The 13,881-nt window shown below is 48.2% G+C and carries 11 protein-coding genes; 1 reads left to right on the top strand and 10 read right to left on the bottom strand.

Features of this window, described 5'->3' with window-relative positions; genetic code table 11:
• Positions 1–66: 66 nt before the first annotated feature.
• From QUB63_RS16400 to QUB63_RS16390, 3 genes are all read right to left on the bottom strand, one after another.
• On the bottom strand, positions 67–1,365 hold the full coding sequence (locus tag QUB63_RS16400; RefSeq protein WP_332946357.1) for a dihydrolipoamide acetyltransferase family protein: 1,299 nt from the start codon (positions 1,363–1,365) through the stop codon (positions 67–69).
• Between the two features lie 179 nt (positions 1,366–1,544).
• Positions 1,545–1,985, bottom strand: coding sequence for a YlqD family protein (locus QUB63_RS16395; RefSeq protein WP_293342198.1), 441 nt, complete (start codon positions 1,983–1,985; stop codon positions 1,545–1,547).
• 202 nt (positions 1,986–2,187) lie between these two features.
• A complete protein-coding gene (locus tag QUB63_RS16390) occupies positions 2,188–4,125 on the bottom strand; it encodes an AMP-dependent synthetase/ligase (protein WP_332946317.1) in 1,938 nt (645 codons plus the stop codon).
• Between the two features lie 283 nt (positions 4,126–4,408).
• Here QUB63_RS16390 and QUB63_RS16385 point away from each other — a divergent pair, with 283 nt between their 5' ends.
• Positions 4,409–5,710, top strand: coding sequence for a leucine-rich repeat domain-containing protein (locus tag QUB63_RS16385; protein WP_332946316.1), 1,302 nt, complete (start codon positions 4,409–4,411; stop codon positions 5,708–5,710).
• Between the two features lie 110 nt (positions 5,711–5,820).
• Here the strand turns inward: QUB63_RS16385 and QUB63_RS16380 are convergent, their stop codons facing one another.
• From QUB63_RS16380 to QUB63_RS16350, 7 genes are all read right to left on the bottom strand, one after another.
• A complete protein-coding gene (locus QUB63_RS16380) occupies positions 5,821–6,192 on the bottom strand; it encodes a DUF5615 family PIN-like protein (protein WP_332946315.1) in 372 nt (123 codons plus the stop codon).
• On the bottom strand, positions 6,192–6,485 hold the full coding sequence (locus QUB63_RS16375; RefSeq protein WP_332946314.1) for a DUF433 domain-containing protein: 294 nt from the start codon (positions 6,483–6,485) through the stop codon (positions 6,192–6,194). The genes QUB63_RS16380 and QUB63_RS16375 overlap by 1 nt, the downstream gene beginning before the upstream one ends.
• A 9-nt stretch (positions 6,486–6,494) precedes the next feature.
• Positions 6,495–6,692: a DUF433 domain-containing protein gene (locus QUB63_RS16370; protein WP_332946313.1), complete on the bottom strand. Its 198-nt coding sequence runs from the start codon at positions 6,690–6,692 to the stop codon at positions 6,495–6,497.
• Between the two features lie 104 nt (positions 6,693–6,796).
• Positions 6,797–7,099: a UPF0175 family protein gene (locus QUB63_RS16365; RefSeq protein ID WP_332946312.1), complete on the bottom strand. Its 303-nt coding sequence runs from the start codon at positions 7,097–7,099 to the stop codon at positions 6,797–6,799.
• A 466-nt stretch (positions 7,100–7,565) separates the two neighbouring features.
• Positions 7,566–10,865 (bottom strand): efflux RND transporter permease subunit, encoded by a 3,300-nt coding sequence (locus tag QUB63_RS16360; RefSeq protein WP_332946311.1) that lies wholly within the window; start codon positions 10,863–10,865, stop codon positions 7,566–7,568.
• Between the two features lie 355 nt (positions 10,866–11,220).
• Positions 11,221–13,005: an efflux RND transporter periplasmic adaptor subunit gene (locus QUB63_RS16355; protein ID WP_332946310.1), complete on the bottom strand. Its 1,785-nt coding sequence runs from the start codon at positions 13,003–13,005 to the stop codon at positions 11,221–11,223.
• Positions 13,006–13,272: 267 nt separating this feature from the next.
• Positions 13,273–13,875, bottom strand: a complete 603-nt coding sequence (locus tag QUB63_RS16350) for a PadR family transcriptional regulator (protein WP_332946309.1) — start codon at positions 13,873–13,875, stop codon at positions 13,273–13,275.
• Positions 13,876–13,881 lie beyond the last annotated feature (6 nt).

Here is a 13,881-nt window from a genome sequence, read left to right as displayed (position 1 = left end):
TGGTGAAAAAATAGTCAAAATCTCCCTTTTACCTTCCTTGGGTAAAAGGGAGATTTAGGACGATCGCTAAAGAGTCAAAGATTGAGGATTTGTCTCAATCAATTTCGCTAAATCTTGCAAGAATGCCGCAGCATCAGCACCGTAAATAATCCGGTGGTCGCAAGTAATATTCACCTGCATTTGGCGCTTCACTCCCATCAAGCCTTCCTCGTTGGCCACGACTTGCGGCCGCGAGGAGCCGATCGCCAAAATCGAGCCTTGATTCGGCGGCAAAATCGCGTCAAACTTATCTACTCCATACATTCCCAAATTGGAAAGAGTAAAAGTTCCCGTGCTGTATTCGTCAGGTTTTAACTGTTTGGCGCGGGCGCGATCGACTAAATCCTTCCAACTGCGGGAGAGCGAATAGATGTCCAGGCGATCGGCATTTTGCAACACCGGCGTAATCAAACCGCCGCCATCCATCGCCACCGCTACCGCCACATTAATATCAGCGCGGTGTTGAATTCCCGACTCTACATAACAAGCATTGAGCAGAGGATGTTTTTGTAAAGTTACCGCTACTGCTTTCGCCAGCATAGCCGTCATCGTGACGCCTTTCGACTTAATTTGTTTGTAGAGTTTGTCGAGATTGTCAGTAGTAATTGTATAGCCGACGCGGAAACAGGGCACGCTCAAACTTGCTTCCATATTGCGGACTACCGCATTTTGCAGCGCGTTCATCGGTACTCTGTTACCGGAAAGCGCCACCGCCGGGACTGGTGCGGGTGCGGGTTTGGCTGCTGCGGGTGCGGGTGCGGGTGCTGCGCTTGGAGGTGCTGCGGGTGCGGGGACTGTTACCGGTTGCTGAACCGGAGCGGGTTGGGCTTTGCCGGCTGCTGCTTCCACATCCTCTGCAACAATCCGACCGTTGGGGCCGCTGCCTTTGATCGAATTTAAATCTACTTTAAATTCTTTGGCTAACTTGCGAGCGCGGGGAGAAACGACGCTGCGGCCGTTTTGGCGGCTGACATTTTGCTGCAAACCCACTGATGCTGTAGCTGCGACAGGAGCGGGGGCTGCTGCTGCTGGGGCTGCGGCTGCTGGGGCGCCGGCTCCTTGTTTCTGGGCTTCTGCGATTTCGGCTTCTGTTTCTGCTACTAGGGCGATCGCAGCTCCGACTGGAGCAACTTCGCCTGCTGGTACAATAATTATTGCTAGATAGCCTTCGTAGAAAGACTCGACATCCATGTCGGCTTTGTCGGATTCAACTACGACTACCGTTTCGCCTTTTTCTACTTTGTCCCCGGCGGATTTGACCCAGGAAACAATTTTGCCCTCTGTCATGGTAGAGCTCAGGGCTGGCATGAAAACTTCGCGAATCATCTGTAAAAAGTCCTTGTGAGTTGGTAATTGGCGATCGGTATTTGGCAATTGATAATTGGCGATCGGCAATCGGCAATAATTATTATTATGCCAGCGTCTAGTCCGAAGATGTGCGGCTATCAACTCAAAATTACCTACCAATTACCAATTATCCATTACCAATTACCAATTTCTAAGTTCTAAATATCACCTCGAATTTCTTCGACGATGCCGTCGCGGAGCAGAACTTCTACTTGCATTTTTTGAATCAAGTTTTCTCCCAGCCCGACAGTGAACGTGCCGTCAATTTGACCTTGACTCACTTCTTGTTCGAGGTCTAGCACCTGCACTTGCTGAAGCTGTTGCAGGTTTTGGTTTTTCTGTTCTAGCAGTTCGCTCTTTCTTTGATTCACCTGCACTTGAATGTTTTCTATTTGCTGCATTACTTGCGGCCCGGGCGGTTGCAGGCTTTGCTTTTGGATTTCTGAAACCATCCGCTGCCCTTGCATTTCTAGTTGTTGTAGCTGAGAATCTATTTGATTGATTTGGGCTTGGAGTTGCTGTTGAGCTTCTTCTTTCCAGCGGGGAGTAACGACGACTTTAACGTTAATCGATCGCTTCAAGAGTAATTGTGGTTCCATAAATTTGTTGCTTGTCAATTGGGAATTGAGAATTGGGAATTGGGAATTGGGAATTGGGAATTGGGAATTGGGAGTTGGTCCTGGGGAATTGGATGCGACTAACTGCTAGTTGCTAATTATTCAAAAGCTATTAGCCGTCAGCCTGTCCCCGTCTTCAATCTCCTGTCGCTTGTCCCGATTCCCGATGAAGAAGGGAATATTTTCAAAACATCCCGTCAATCATATCGCGGTAGTGTTCCGTCACAACCGGACGCTTAATTTTCAGGGTCTGGGTCAACATTCCATTTTCCATCGAAAACGGCTCCTGAATCAACCGGAACGGGCCGATCCGATCGTCCGCGCGGTATCCGGGGCGATTTTGCACCTCCCGGTTTAATTCTTTGCGGAATAAGTCTTGAATTGTCTTGCTATTCCAGTCAATTTCGTGTATTGGCGGATTCTGAGTTTCGGCCCATTTGAGCACAGCTTCTGGATTGGGGACAATTAAGGCGCCGATCGATTTTTGGTCTTGACCCACTACCATAATTTGGTCGATGTAGGGGCTGCGGACGCAGGCGTCTTCGATCGGCTGCGGTTCGATGTTTTCGCCGTTGCTGAGGACGATCGTATCTTTAGCCCGCCCAGTCAAAACTAAGTCGTTTCCCGGTGTCAGCCAGCCCAAATCCCCGGTGTCGAACCAGCCGTTTGAGTCAATGGCTTTGGCGGTAGCTTCGGGATTGAGATAGTAGCCCTGCATGATTTGCGGCCCGCGCCCCAATACCAAGCCGCGATCGCCTGTGGGCAGTTGCTGTCTGGTTTCCGGGTCTACTATTTTAATCTCGGTATGGGCGATCGGCTGCCCGGCCGAACCTTTAAGATTGTGCCAAGGGCGGCGGACTGTCAAAACCGGAGATGTTTCGGTTAAACCGTATCCCACTAACAGACCGATATTTGCTATTTCAAAGAAATTATCTAAATGCGCGGCCAAAGAACCGCCGCCGCTAATCGCCCACTTAAAACGTCCTCCCGTAGCTTCCCGGACTTTTTGATAAACCAGTTTTTCGGCGATCGCGTGCACGGGAGACAACAGAATGCTTTTGATGCGGGCGATCAGTTTTTCCGAAGCAGAAGCAGGTTTCAAACTGAGAGTTAAACCTTGGAAAATGCGGCGGGCTTCGATGTATTGCTGGCTGGCAGATAACAGGAAATTTACCAATTTTTGTTTGTTGGGCGGCTGTTCCCTAAATTGCTTTTGTACTGCCTCGTAAATCGATTCCCAGATGCGCGGAACGCTGACCATGTACTGGGGTTTGCAGGTTTTAAAGTCTTGTTTGAAATAGCGAATATTGGTGTAAATTTGCGTGCATCCTTGGGAAAGCAAAAAGTATTCGACGCTGCGTTCGTAGGCGTGCCAACTGGGGAGGATGCTGAGGGCGCAGTCGCCGGCTTCGGGCTGGAGAATTGTGCCGAAGGTGGTGACTTGGTGCAGCAGGTTCCCGTGAGTCAGCATGACGCCTTTGGGTTTGCCCGTGGTGCCGCTGGTGTAGAGGAGGGTGGCGAGGGTTTGCTGGTTGCGATCGGCGGGTTTGAGGGGGCGGTTGGCGCCTGTGGCCATGACTTGGGAAAATTTGACTGTGTTGAGAGTTTTGCTGGTTTCTGGTTCTTCGTCGGAGAGGAGGACGATGAGTTCGATCGGCAAATCGGGGAGGCGGGCTTGGAGTTTTTTGAGTAATGCCAGGTTTTCGACTACTAAAGCGGTACTGCCGCTGTCTTGGATGATGTAGAGGAGTTCTTCGGGGTCGGCGGTAGCGCCTCGAACGGCGTTGGCGGCCCCGGCGGTCATGATGCCTTGGTCGGCTATCAGCCAGCGGGGGCTGTTGTCGGCGAAGAGGGCGACGCGGGGAGGGACGGCTTCTGCTGGGTTTGCATTGATGCCGAGGGCTTGCAAGCCGCTGGCGAATTGCTGGATTTGTTGGTAGAGGTCGGTGTAGGTAAGCTTGATTTCTGGGTTGCTGTGGGGATCGTGGAGGGCGACGGTTTGGGGAAAGCGCTGTTTGACGATCGCCCAAATCTCTGGTATCGATCGAATGCCAGTATAGTCGATCGTCCGGCTGAGGTTGGCGCGTTCAATGTCGCTCATTTGATACGGTGTGTTGTTCATCAGGATTTTTGCGATTTGTGTGAGATTAAAGTGTTGTTTCTGAATCTAGTATTAATGTATATCTGAAGGGGCGCGATCGAACCGGGACAGTTTGCCTACCTGTCTGTACCTGAGAGAGGCTATTTTTTGTTAGTTGTTGTTATCTTTTCATCGATCGGGCTGAGGCAGAAACCGGGTTTTTTGCAAAATCTTCGATCGCCACCTTTAATATCGATAAAAAACCCGGTTTCTTTGGTATCGATCCGCAATCATCCATTTAGCAAACAAAGTTAAACAGAAATATATGAATTTACGAAAGTTGATAGTAGTTGCTTTGAGTGCGATCGTAGCATTATCTGGAAATGCGCTTTACCCCGAAATTGCGAGGGCGCAAGCGGGAAACAATAGGCGAACATTTGCGGATTGGTGCCGCCAAAAAGCTGATTTGAGTCCTCAAGCTAAACATACTGTTGATGTGTTGTTGAAGGAAGCAGAGACTAATGATTGCGATGCGGCCGATCGGAAACTTTCGAGTCTCACGGTACTCAACCTCGCCGGCTTTGAAATCAGTGATATCAAACCGCTAGCATCCTTGAGTAACCTTAAGGATCTCTTCCTCAACAATAATCAAATCAGCGACATCAAACCGCTAGAATCTTTGACTAACCTGACTTTGCTCAACATCAGAGAAAATCAAATCAGCGACATCGAAGCGCTAGCATCCTTGACTAACCTGACTGGGGTCATCCTCAGCGACAATCAAATAAGCGACATCAAACCGCTAACATCCTTGACTAACCTGACTAAGCTCATCCTCGACAAGAATCAAATCAGCGACATCAAACCGCTAGCATCCCTGACTAACCTGACTGAACTCTGGCTCAACAAGAATCAGATCGGAGACATCAAACCGCTAGCATCCTTAACTAACCTGACGAGGCTCTACCTCGAAGGAAATCAAATCAGCGACATCAAACCGTTAATACCCTTGACTAACGTTAGGGCGCTATGGCTTGAAGGAAATCAAATCAGCGACATCAAACCGCTAGCATTCTTGATTAACCTGACTTTGCTCACCCTCACCAACAATCAAATCAACGACATCAAACCGCTAGCATCCTTGACTAAACTGAATTGGCTCATCCTCGACAAGAATCAAATCAGCGACATCAAACCGCTAGCATCCCTGACTAAACTAACTCGGCTCAACCTCGACAAGAATCAAATCAGTGACATCAAACCGCTACAATCCTTGACTAACCTGACTTCGCTCAGCCTCGGCAATAATCAAATCAGTGACATCAAACCGCTAGCATCCTTGACTAACCTGACTGTGCTCGACCTCAGCTTAAATCAAATCAGCGATATCAAACCGCTAGCATCCTTGACTAACCTTAAGAGTCTCTACCTCGACAAGAATCAAATCAGCGACATCAAACCGCTAGCATCCCTGACTAAACTAACTCGGCTCAACCTCGACAAGAATCAAATCAGCGACATCAAACCGCTAGCATCCCTGACTAAATTAATAAATCTCGAACTCAGCGGAAATCCGATCGCACCCAAAACTTGCCCTCTCAAGCCAGAGTCTATCTGTGGCTGGTAACTCTGAAATTAAATGTTCAAACTTTTATGAATTTGGTTGCTTTTTTAAACGCGATCGATCGTTCAACCGTATATTACCAGCGATCGATCGTACCTAAATATTAGATTCCTTTATTCAGGCCTGATGTAAGTACCTAAAAATTCCAGTTGATTCATCATTTCTTCCGCAGACTTGCTAGCAATCAAATTCAACAAACCGCGCAACTGTTCGCCGACAGAATAACTTTGTCGCGGCACAACAATAATTCCTGCATGACTGTTACCTACTGCAATAAAGCTCCCGTGCAGCCGACAGAAATCTCGACTATTAAAAGTATAAATGACTCGACCTTGCTCTGTTGCCCATATCAATTGTTCTTCATCTATACGTCCTAAATTATTGGCATCTGAGACAGTTACTACATCAATTCCATTTTCTCGCAAGGCTTGCACGAAAGCTTTTCTGAGCGTATCTTCATCTAAATACAAACGAATCTGGCTCATTAAATTCTCCCAGCCCTGCGATCGGCTTCCAATCGCTCGTACTCAGCTAATTCGGCAGCTAAATCAGCCTCAATTTCCTTGCGGTTAGCGTGATAGTAAGATAGCGCTGCATAAATTTGTGCTAAATTTAAATAGGAAATTTCTTCAAGTATTGCTTCTGGGCTCATCCCTTGTTGATGCCAAACGGCAATTTGAGCGATAGAAATTCTAGTTCCCGCAATGCGGGGACGCCCTCCACAGGTTTCAGGCGTACTGACAACCAGCGTGCCGATGTCGATCGCAGTTGTTGACATACTTACCTCTTACGAAAAACTCAAATAAGCCAAAATATCCTGTTGTGTAAAACAGGGGAAATTATCTAGGATTTCTCGATCGTTCATCCCAGAAGCAAGATATTCCAACAGGTTATTAACCGTAATTCTCATGCCTCGAATACAAGGTTTACCACATCGCTTACCAGGTTCGATCGTCACGATATTAGCGATGTTTTGTTTTGACATGGCATTTTCCCTTTAAATTCTGTTCTCAATTTTAGCACAAACAGGACTTACGCATAGGTGTTTTGCAGTCATCGAAAAAGAGAAGTTGGATTTCGGGTGTCTCGTCAGTCATCAATACCATCCCACAGTTCGGAAATAGGATGCAATTTGCCTTCTTGAACTTGCTGCATGGAGTTGCGGAGGCTGGCTAGGACGAGTTCGGCTGGTTCGTCATCCGGATCTGCGGGCGGAGTGACGATATTGCGATCGATTAATATTTGGTAGAAATCGTCCGCTGAAATTTTAGCGAGTTGAGAGGCTTTATCTAAACTGAGGCTGTGTTGCTGGTAAAGTCCGATCGCCAATTCAATCCGCACATCGGCTTCAGTCAGGGGGAGATTGTCGGGAAGGGCGATCGTAATTTGCATGGATTGTAATTGTTTGTTTTAATTGTATTTTACGGGCGATCGCTCTTCTTGTTAAGACAAGATGCGATCGGTTGCAACACCAAATCCGGGTTGACTGTACTCTCGATCGTCTCTCCCCTCTCTCTGTACTCTCTGCGCCCTCTGCGGTTAATTATAAAAATAAAAGGTTTTTCGCAAACTGACCTACTTTACATGAGAGCATTCGCAGAAGCCCGACGAGCAAATAGTCCAGCAAGCTGCTGGACAAATTCCCTTTTTGCTTTCACGCTCATTGTGGCTCCAGAATAATTGTGCAACGCAGCGTTGCATAATTTCTTCATCCGGATATGCTTCTGCCTAGGATTCTGTAATACCAAGTCCAGCTATGATACCCCCTTTATTTCTTAAACCCGCGCAGGCGGGTTTTGTTTGTCTAGAAGCGATTTCAATCGCCGAGTATTATAGGGAATATCTAACCCGGATGCGGTTACAACGGCGCTACTTTATCGCGTTCAACCTCCTCGCTGGGAGCCGTTTTTCCATTCAAACTCGTGCCATCATGGGGCGGATGTTCCGATCGATCGCGTTTCTTAAAGCGATCGCGAGTCGAGACAATCACCACATACAGCACCGGCACCACAAACAAACTCAAAACAGTAGAAACAACCATCCCCCCCGCGATCGCATTCCCCAGCGATCTCCGACTTGCAGCCCCCGCACCTTCCGGGTTAACCAGAGGAAGAATCCCCAAAACAAACGCCAAAGAAGTCATCAAAATCGGTCGCAAACGCTCTTGAGATGCCTCAACTGCTGCCTTAGCAATTGGATAGCCCCGCTCCCGCAACTGGTTAGCAAACTCCACGATTAAAATCGCATTTTTACTCGACAATCCAATCAACATCACCAAACCAATTTGGCAATAAACATCATTCGCCAAACCCCGCACCGACTGAGCTAACAGCGCACCTAAAATCGCCAGAGGAACCGCCAGCAAAATAATAAAAGGATCGACATAATTTTCGTACTGAGCAGCCAAAACCAAGAACACAAAAACCAGCCCCAAACCAAAAATAATCGGCGCTTGACCCCCCGACTCAATTTCTTCTAAAGAAGTCCCCGACCATTCATAGCCAAAACCCGACGGCAAAACTTGAGCCGACACCTTTTCCATCGATTTAATTGCCTGTCCAGAACTCGCTCCCGGAGCCGGAGAACCATTAATTTCAATTGACCTAAATAAATTGTAGTGGTTGACAGTTTGGGCTCCCACTACCGGAGTCAACTTCACCAAATTGCTCAAAGAAATCATTTCATTCTTTCCAGAGCGGACATACAATTTACCAATATCTTCAGGATTAGCGCGAAACTGTTTATCCGCCTGCACGTACACCCGATAATTGCGCTGCTGGAGAGTAAAATCGTTCACATACTGCGAACCCAGAGCCGTTTGTAGCGTACTGAAAATATCATTGAGAGAAATATCCAAAGCCTTAGCTCGATTGCGGTCAACTTCCACAATTAACTGAGGCGTATTAGCAGCAAACGTACTAAATACCCTCTGCAATCCCGGCGTCTGATTCGCCTGCTTCAAAATCCCACCCATCGCCTGAACCATAGCATCTAAACCGCTGTTTCCTTTGCGATCTTGAAGTTGAAATTGGAAGCCTCCAAATTGACCTAAACCTTGAATAGCCGGCGGATTCACCGGGAAAATTCTAGCTTCGGGAATCGCCGAAAGTAGACCCCCCAACTTACCAATAATCGCTTGTACGCTTTGACCTTCTCCATGACGATCCTTCCATGCTTTAAGCGTAGTAAAGATAATACCCTGGTTAGAAGTGCTACCGCTAAAACCAAAGCCACCCACAGAGAAAGTCCCTAAAACTTCAGGAAGTTTAAGAATTTCTTGCTCAACTTCATCCATCACTTTGCGAGTATATTGCAGCGAAACTCCTTGGGGGCCTTGAATGATTGTCAGAAAATAGCCCTGATCTTCTTCCGGAATAAATGCTGTGGGCACTGATAGGTAAAGCCAAGCTGTTACTCCCAGAGAAGCGATGAACAGCAGAGTAACAAGTGTTTTAATTCCCACGAGAAATATCAGCAACTCGCGATATTGGCGGCGCGTCCAATCAATGGCGATATTAATGCGATCGAACACCCAACCCAGCGGGCCGCCAAACTTCTGTCCCCGCCGCAGCAGGAGAGCGGAAAGAGAAGGCGTGAGGCTAATGGCAATAAAGGTAGAAAGCGTTACAGAAAAGGCAATTGTCAGTGCAAATTGTTTGTAAAGTGCTCCCGTAGTTCCGGGAAAAAAGGCCACTGGTACGAACACTGCCATCAACACTAAGGAAGTCGCAATTACTGCACTAAAAAGCTCCCGCATTGACTCGGAAGCTGCTTGGCGGGGATTCATTCCTTGGCGGATCAGGCGATCGATATTTTCTACCACGATGATAGCGTCATCCACCACCAACCCCGTCGCTAATGTCAGACCAAACAAAGATAAACTGTTAATTGTAAATCCAAAAATCTTGATAAAAGCAAAGGTTCCAATCAAAGAAATCGGAATAGCGATCGCGGGAATAATCGTAGTGCGCCAGTCTTGCAAGAAAACAAAAATCACTATCACCACTAGCACGACTGATTCAAATAGCGTCTTCACAACTTCAGCCATCGATTCTTCGACAAACAAAGTCGTATCTAGCGCTACTCTATGTATCAACCCAGGAGGAAAACTTGGAGCGAGTTTTTCCATTTCTGCTTTGACGGCATGAGCCACAGTCAAAGCATTGCTTCCCGGCAATTGATAAATCCCCAAACCCACCGCGTCATTCCCTCTAAATCGCAGGAAAGAGTTGTAATTTTCTGCGCCTAATTCCGCTCTCCCGACCTCTTTTAACTTAACTACGGTGCCATTTGCCTCAGTTTTGAGGACAATTTCTTCAAATTCTGCGGGTTCTTTCAGACGGCTTTCGGCCCGTAAATCTATTTGATACATTTGCCCGTCGGGGGCGGGTTCTTGACCAACTCGGCCGGCACCAACTTGTAAGTTTTGTTCGTTAAGCGCCCTGGTTATATCTTGCATTGTCAAACCGCGAGCTGCTAACTTATTGGGGTCGATCCACAGGCGCATGGCATAGCGGCGTTCCCCAAAAATTCGCACATCGCCAACACCTTTTATCCGCTTTAAAGCATCGGCTAAATACAAGTCGGCGTAGTTGCTTAAAAATGTGGTGTCGTACTGTTTTTTTTCTGTAAATAAGCCGATCGCCAGCAGGAGACTGCTAGATTGTTTTGTAACTCTCACACCCGTGCGCTGTACGGCATCTGGTAGTTGCGGTTGGGCGACTGCCACTCGATTTTGGACATCGACGGCGGCAATATCTTTGTTGCGCGACGGTTCAAAGGTGGCGGTAATGCTGCTAGTGCCGTCATTACTGCTGCTAGAAGTTAGATATTTTAGGCCTTCAACGCCGTTGATTTGCCTCTCTAGGATGTTCGTAACGGCATTTTCGACAATTTCGGCACTCGCCCCGCTATAGTTGGCTGTGACGTTGATTTGGGTGGGGCTGATGTCGGGGAAGCGTTCGATCGGCAAAGTGGGAATGCTGATTGCGCCTACTAGAATGATAATTAAGGCGCAGACGCTAGCAAAGACGGGCCGTTTAATAAAGAAATCTGCAAACATAACTTTGACAGTTGACAGTTGACAGTTGACAGTTGACAGTTGACAGTTGACAGTCGATCGATTGAGAATTGACAGTTGACAGTTTTCATCAGTCATCAGTCGTAGGGTGCGGATACATCAAAAATCCCTGAAAAAATCGATAATCCCCGAGCGACGCACCTTACAAAATCAGTCAAGGGCGATCTGGATTTAAGGACGAACAGGATTAATTTGAGTCAGATTCAATTCAATTCCGTTCGTCTTTAAAATTCTGTAAATTCTGAGGCAGACTTCATACAATTTACAAAAAGTATTGCTAGAAAAAAAGTGTTGGGCAAGCGTGAAACGGAGGGTTGTTTCCACGAGTCCCACGTATAAGGTGCGTCGCTATCAGATTGTCGATCTTGTTTTAGGGATTGTAGATGTATCCGCACCCTACAACTACAACTACGAACCAATCTTATTTCAGACCTTAATTTTTGCCTCCCACTGGTAATTTGTTACCTTCCCCTTGCGTTTCCTCTCGAGCAGTAATCGGAACACCGTCGGTCAAGTTGAGAATGCCTGCGACAACAATTTTTTCTCCTGCTTGCAAACCTTCGATAACTTGATAATTGTTCCCCTCAATGGCTCCCAATTTCACAGGTTTTTGCCGCGCGATTAAAGGTGGCATTCCCGGTTTAGGCTGTTCCGGTTTTTGAGCTGTGAAAACAAACGTTTGCCCGCCTAACCGAGTGACTGCGATGACTGGAACTAAAATTCCCGGGTTCTGTTTCCAGATGACTTTGGCTTTGACAAATTGGAGGTTGAGCAGTTCGCCGCTGGGATTGGGAAAGGTGGCTTTAGCTAAAATTGTTTGGGAATTGGCGCTGACGTTTGGCGAGATAAAACTGATTTGACCGCTCGCGATCGCATTCCCTTGACCGTCCAGCATTTCTACTGGCAGCCCTAACCGCAATTGAGGCCTCCGTTCCAAAGGAATTGACAACCGCAAGTCGAGCAATTTGTTCTCAGTCAAAGTGGCGATCGCATCGCCTTTTTTCAAGTAATCGCCTACTTTCACTGGTATGTCGCCGATGACTCCGGCGAAGGGCGCGATGACAGCAGTTTCTTGCAGTTGTATTTCAAAGCCGCGCACTTGAGCAGCAGCCTGGGCAACTTGCGCTTGAGCTTGATCAATCTGCTCTTTGCGAGTGCCGTTGGCTAACTGCGCTAATTTGGCTTTGGCTTGTGCGACTTCTGCTTCGGCTTTGGCTATTTCCTCTGGGCGCGAACCGTTTTGCACTTGCCGCAAAGCTTCCCGCTGCTGTTGCAAGGCTGCTGTGCGCTGCTGGATCTGGGTTTGCCTGTTTTTTTGCCGTTGTTCCAACCGCCTTTGAGCTTCTAGAAGGTTGGCTTGGGCGCTGGTTTGTTTTTGGATGTATTGCTGGAGCGTGTTTTGTGACTCGGCGCCTTCTTGTGCCAAGGCCTGATATCTGGCAAGTTGCTGGCTGGCTAATTGTGCTTGGGCTTTGCTGGCTGCTATTTGCGCTCTGGCTTGGGCGATCTCTTCTAAAAGACTGCCGCTTTGGGCATCGGCTAGGTTAGCTTCGGCTTGGGCGACTTGGGCTTGAGCTTGGGCAACTTCTTCTGGCCTGCTGCCCGATCGCAGTTGGGCTAGGTTGGCTTGAGCTTGGGCGACTTGGGCTTGAGCTTGGGCGATTTCTTCTGGCCGACTACCTGCTTGCAATTCGGCTAACCGAGATTGAGCGGCGATCAGGTTGGCTTGGGATTGTCTTAACTGAGCTTGGGCGCTGTCGTTTTTCATCCTGGCGATCGCTTGCCCTTTTTCGATCGAGTCCCCGGATTTGACAAAAATCTCGGTGACTAACCCTTCTGTTTCGGGTTTGATTTGTACCGAACGCTTGGCCTCCAAGCTGCTGACAAATTCGGACGCATCTTGGACTGAGCTGGTTGCAACGGTTGCGAGCTTGACTGGTGTGGCTTTGGGTTGATTTGCTGCTGCCGGAGTCGCTGGGCGATTGCGGCTCGATTGCCACGAGTACAAGCCGTAACCTGCGCCTGCGGTGGCGATCGCGATCGCGGCAATTAGGGGCCAGCGCGAGATCGGTTTAGCAACAGGGCGGGGGCGATCTGCTATGTTTTGGGCAAAATCCTGCGGTCGATCGCTGTCTGCCTCGATTGGGTGCAGTTCCGGTGTAGTAGATTTTTGGTCTTCAGCTTCAACGACGGATTCTGGGGATTTAGAATAACTCATTTGCAGCACCACTTAGATTTTTTTTACATCTGACTTAGATAGGGTTTGGCCGAATCTACGATCCCCGCACCCAAACAGGGGGAATAAGGACAAGCCGTCTCAAACACAATGGAATCGGGAAAGTCGCCTTTTTAATGGGGGGGGGATGCGCTTGGCTGCGAGTTCCATCGCAGGATCGCCAAGCTTGGGCGCGATTATTTTTAGGAAAGTTGTTTCTGCCCTCAAAAGTTATCATGTGCAGGAAATACTATAAATCCTCCTTATGACTCACTTGAGTAACTCAGTTGGAGGGATTTTCCCTTGTCCTGCCGCGGATTCAGGGGAGGTTGGGGAGTCAGTCACTCCTGCGATCGGGCGTTGCTCTTGGGCTAGTTGCTCTGTTAACCACTGGATTTCTAGCGCCAGCACTGACTTGCAGCGATCGCGAGAGGCGAATTGATAGTCGTCGGTTAGTGGATATTCGCTCTTGAGGCTTTCGATGTAGTCTTGCCGGATATAACAGACTCGCAAGCGGTGTTCCAACAATTTCATCCGTTCTGCGGGATCTAAGTCGCCAAAAAAGAAAAACTTGATTTGGAACCGGGAACCACTGTTAACCCAGCTTTCTTGAGGGTGTTCGAGCATTTGTTGCCGCCAGAGTTCGCGCCCTTTGGCGGTAATTCCGTAGATTTTGCGCGGACAGCCCGCATCTCCGGCTTCTTCGGCAATTACCGAAATCTCGCCTCGCTCTTCCAAGCGCTTTAGCAGCGGGTAAATCGCTCCGTAGTTGACGCTGATGCAACTGCTCATAAACAGCTCCAGTTGTTGCTTTAGCCGATAGCCGTGCAGGGGTTGCCGCTGTAGCAGCCCCAGGGCTGATAATTCAAGCATTTATAT

The sequence above is a fragment of the Microcoleus sp. ARI1-B5 genome, assembly GCF_036705795.1.
Taxonomy (GTDB): domain Bacteria; phylum Cyanobacteriota; class Cyanobacteriia; order Cyanobacteriales; family Microcoleaceae; genus Microcoleus.
The sequence above is the reverse complement of the archived record's forward strand: the minus strand, read 5'-3'. Positions and strand labels throughout refer to the sequence as shown.

Bases quoted from the DNA above. Each gene is read 5' to 3' on its own strand.
- QUB63_RS16400 (WP_332946357.1), bottom strand. From the start codon at position 1,365: ATGATTCGCGAAGTTTTCATGCCAGCCCTGAGCTCTACCATGACAGAG.
- QUB63_RS16395 (WP_293342198.1), bottom strand. From the start codon at position 1,985: ATGGAACCACAATTACTCTTGAAGCGATCGATTAACGTTAAAGTCGTC.
- QUB63_RS16390 (WP_332946317.1), bottom strand. From the start codon at position 4,125: ATGAACAACACACCGTATCAAATGAGCGACATTGAACGCGCCAACCTC.
- QUB63_RS16385 (WP_332946316.1), top strand. From the start codon at position 4,409: ATGAATTTACGAAAGTTGATAGTAGTTGCTTTGAGTGCGATCGTAGCA.
- QUB63_RS16380 (WP_332946315.1), bottom strand. From the start codon at position 6,192: ATGAGCCAGATTCGTTTGTATTTAGATGAAGATACGCTCAGAAAAGCT.
- QUB63_RS16375 (WP_332946314.1), bottom strand. From the start codon at position 6,485: ATGTCAACAACTGCGATCGACATCGGCACGCTGGTTGTCAGTACGCCT.
- QUB63_RS16370 (WP_332946313.1), bottom strand. From the start codon at position 6,692: ATGTCAAAACAAAACATCGCTAATATCGTGACGATCGAACCTGGTAAG.
- QUB63_RS16365 (WP_332946312.1), bottom strand. From the start codon at position 7,099: ATGCAAATTACGATCGCCCTTCCCGACAATCTCCCCCTGACTGAAGCC.
- QUB63_RS16360 (WP_332946311.1), bottom strand. From the start codon at position 10,865: ATGACTGATGAAAACTGTCAACTGTCAATTCTCAATCGATCGACTGTC.
- QUB63_RS16355 (WP_332946310.1), bottom strand. From the start codon at position 13,005: ATGAGTTATTCTAAATCCCCAGAATCCGTCGTTGAAGCTGAAGACCAA.
- QUB63_RS16350 (WP_332946309.1), bottom strand. From the start codon at position 13,875: ATGCTTGAATTATCAGCCCTGGGGCTGCTACAGCGGCAACCCCTGCAC.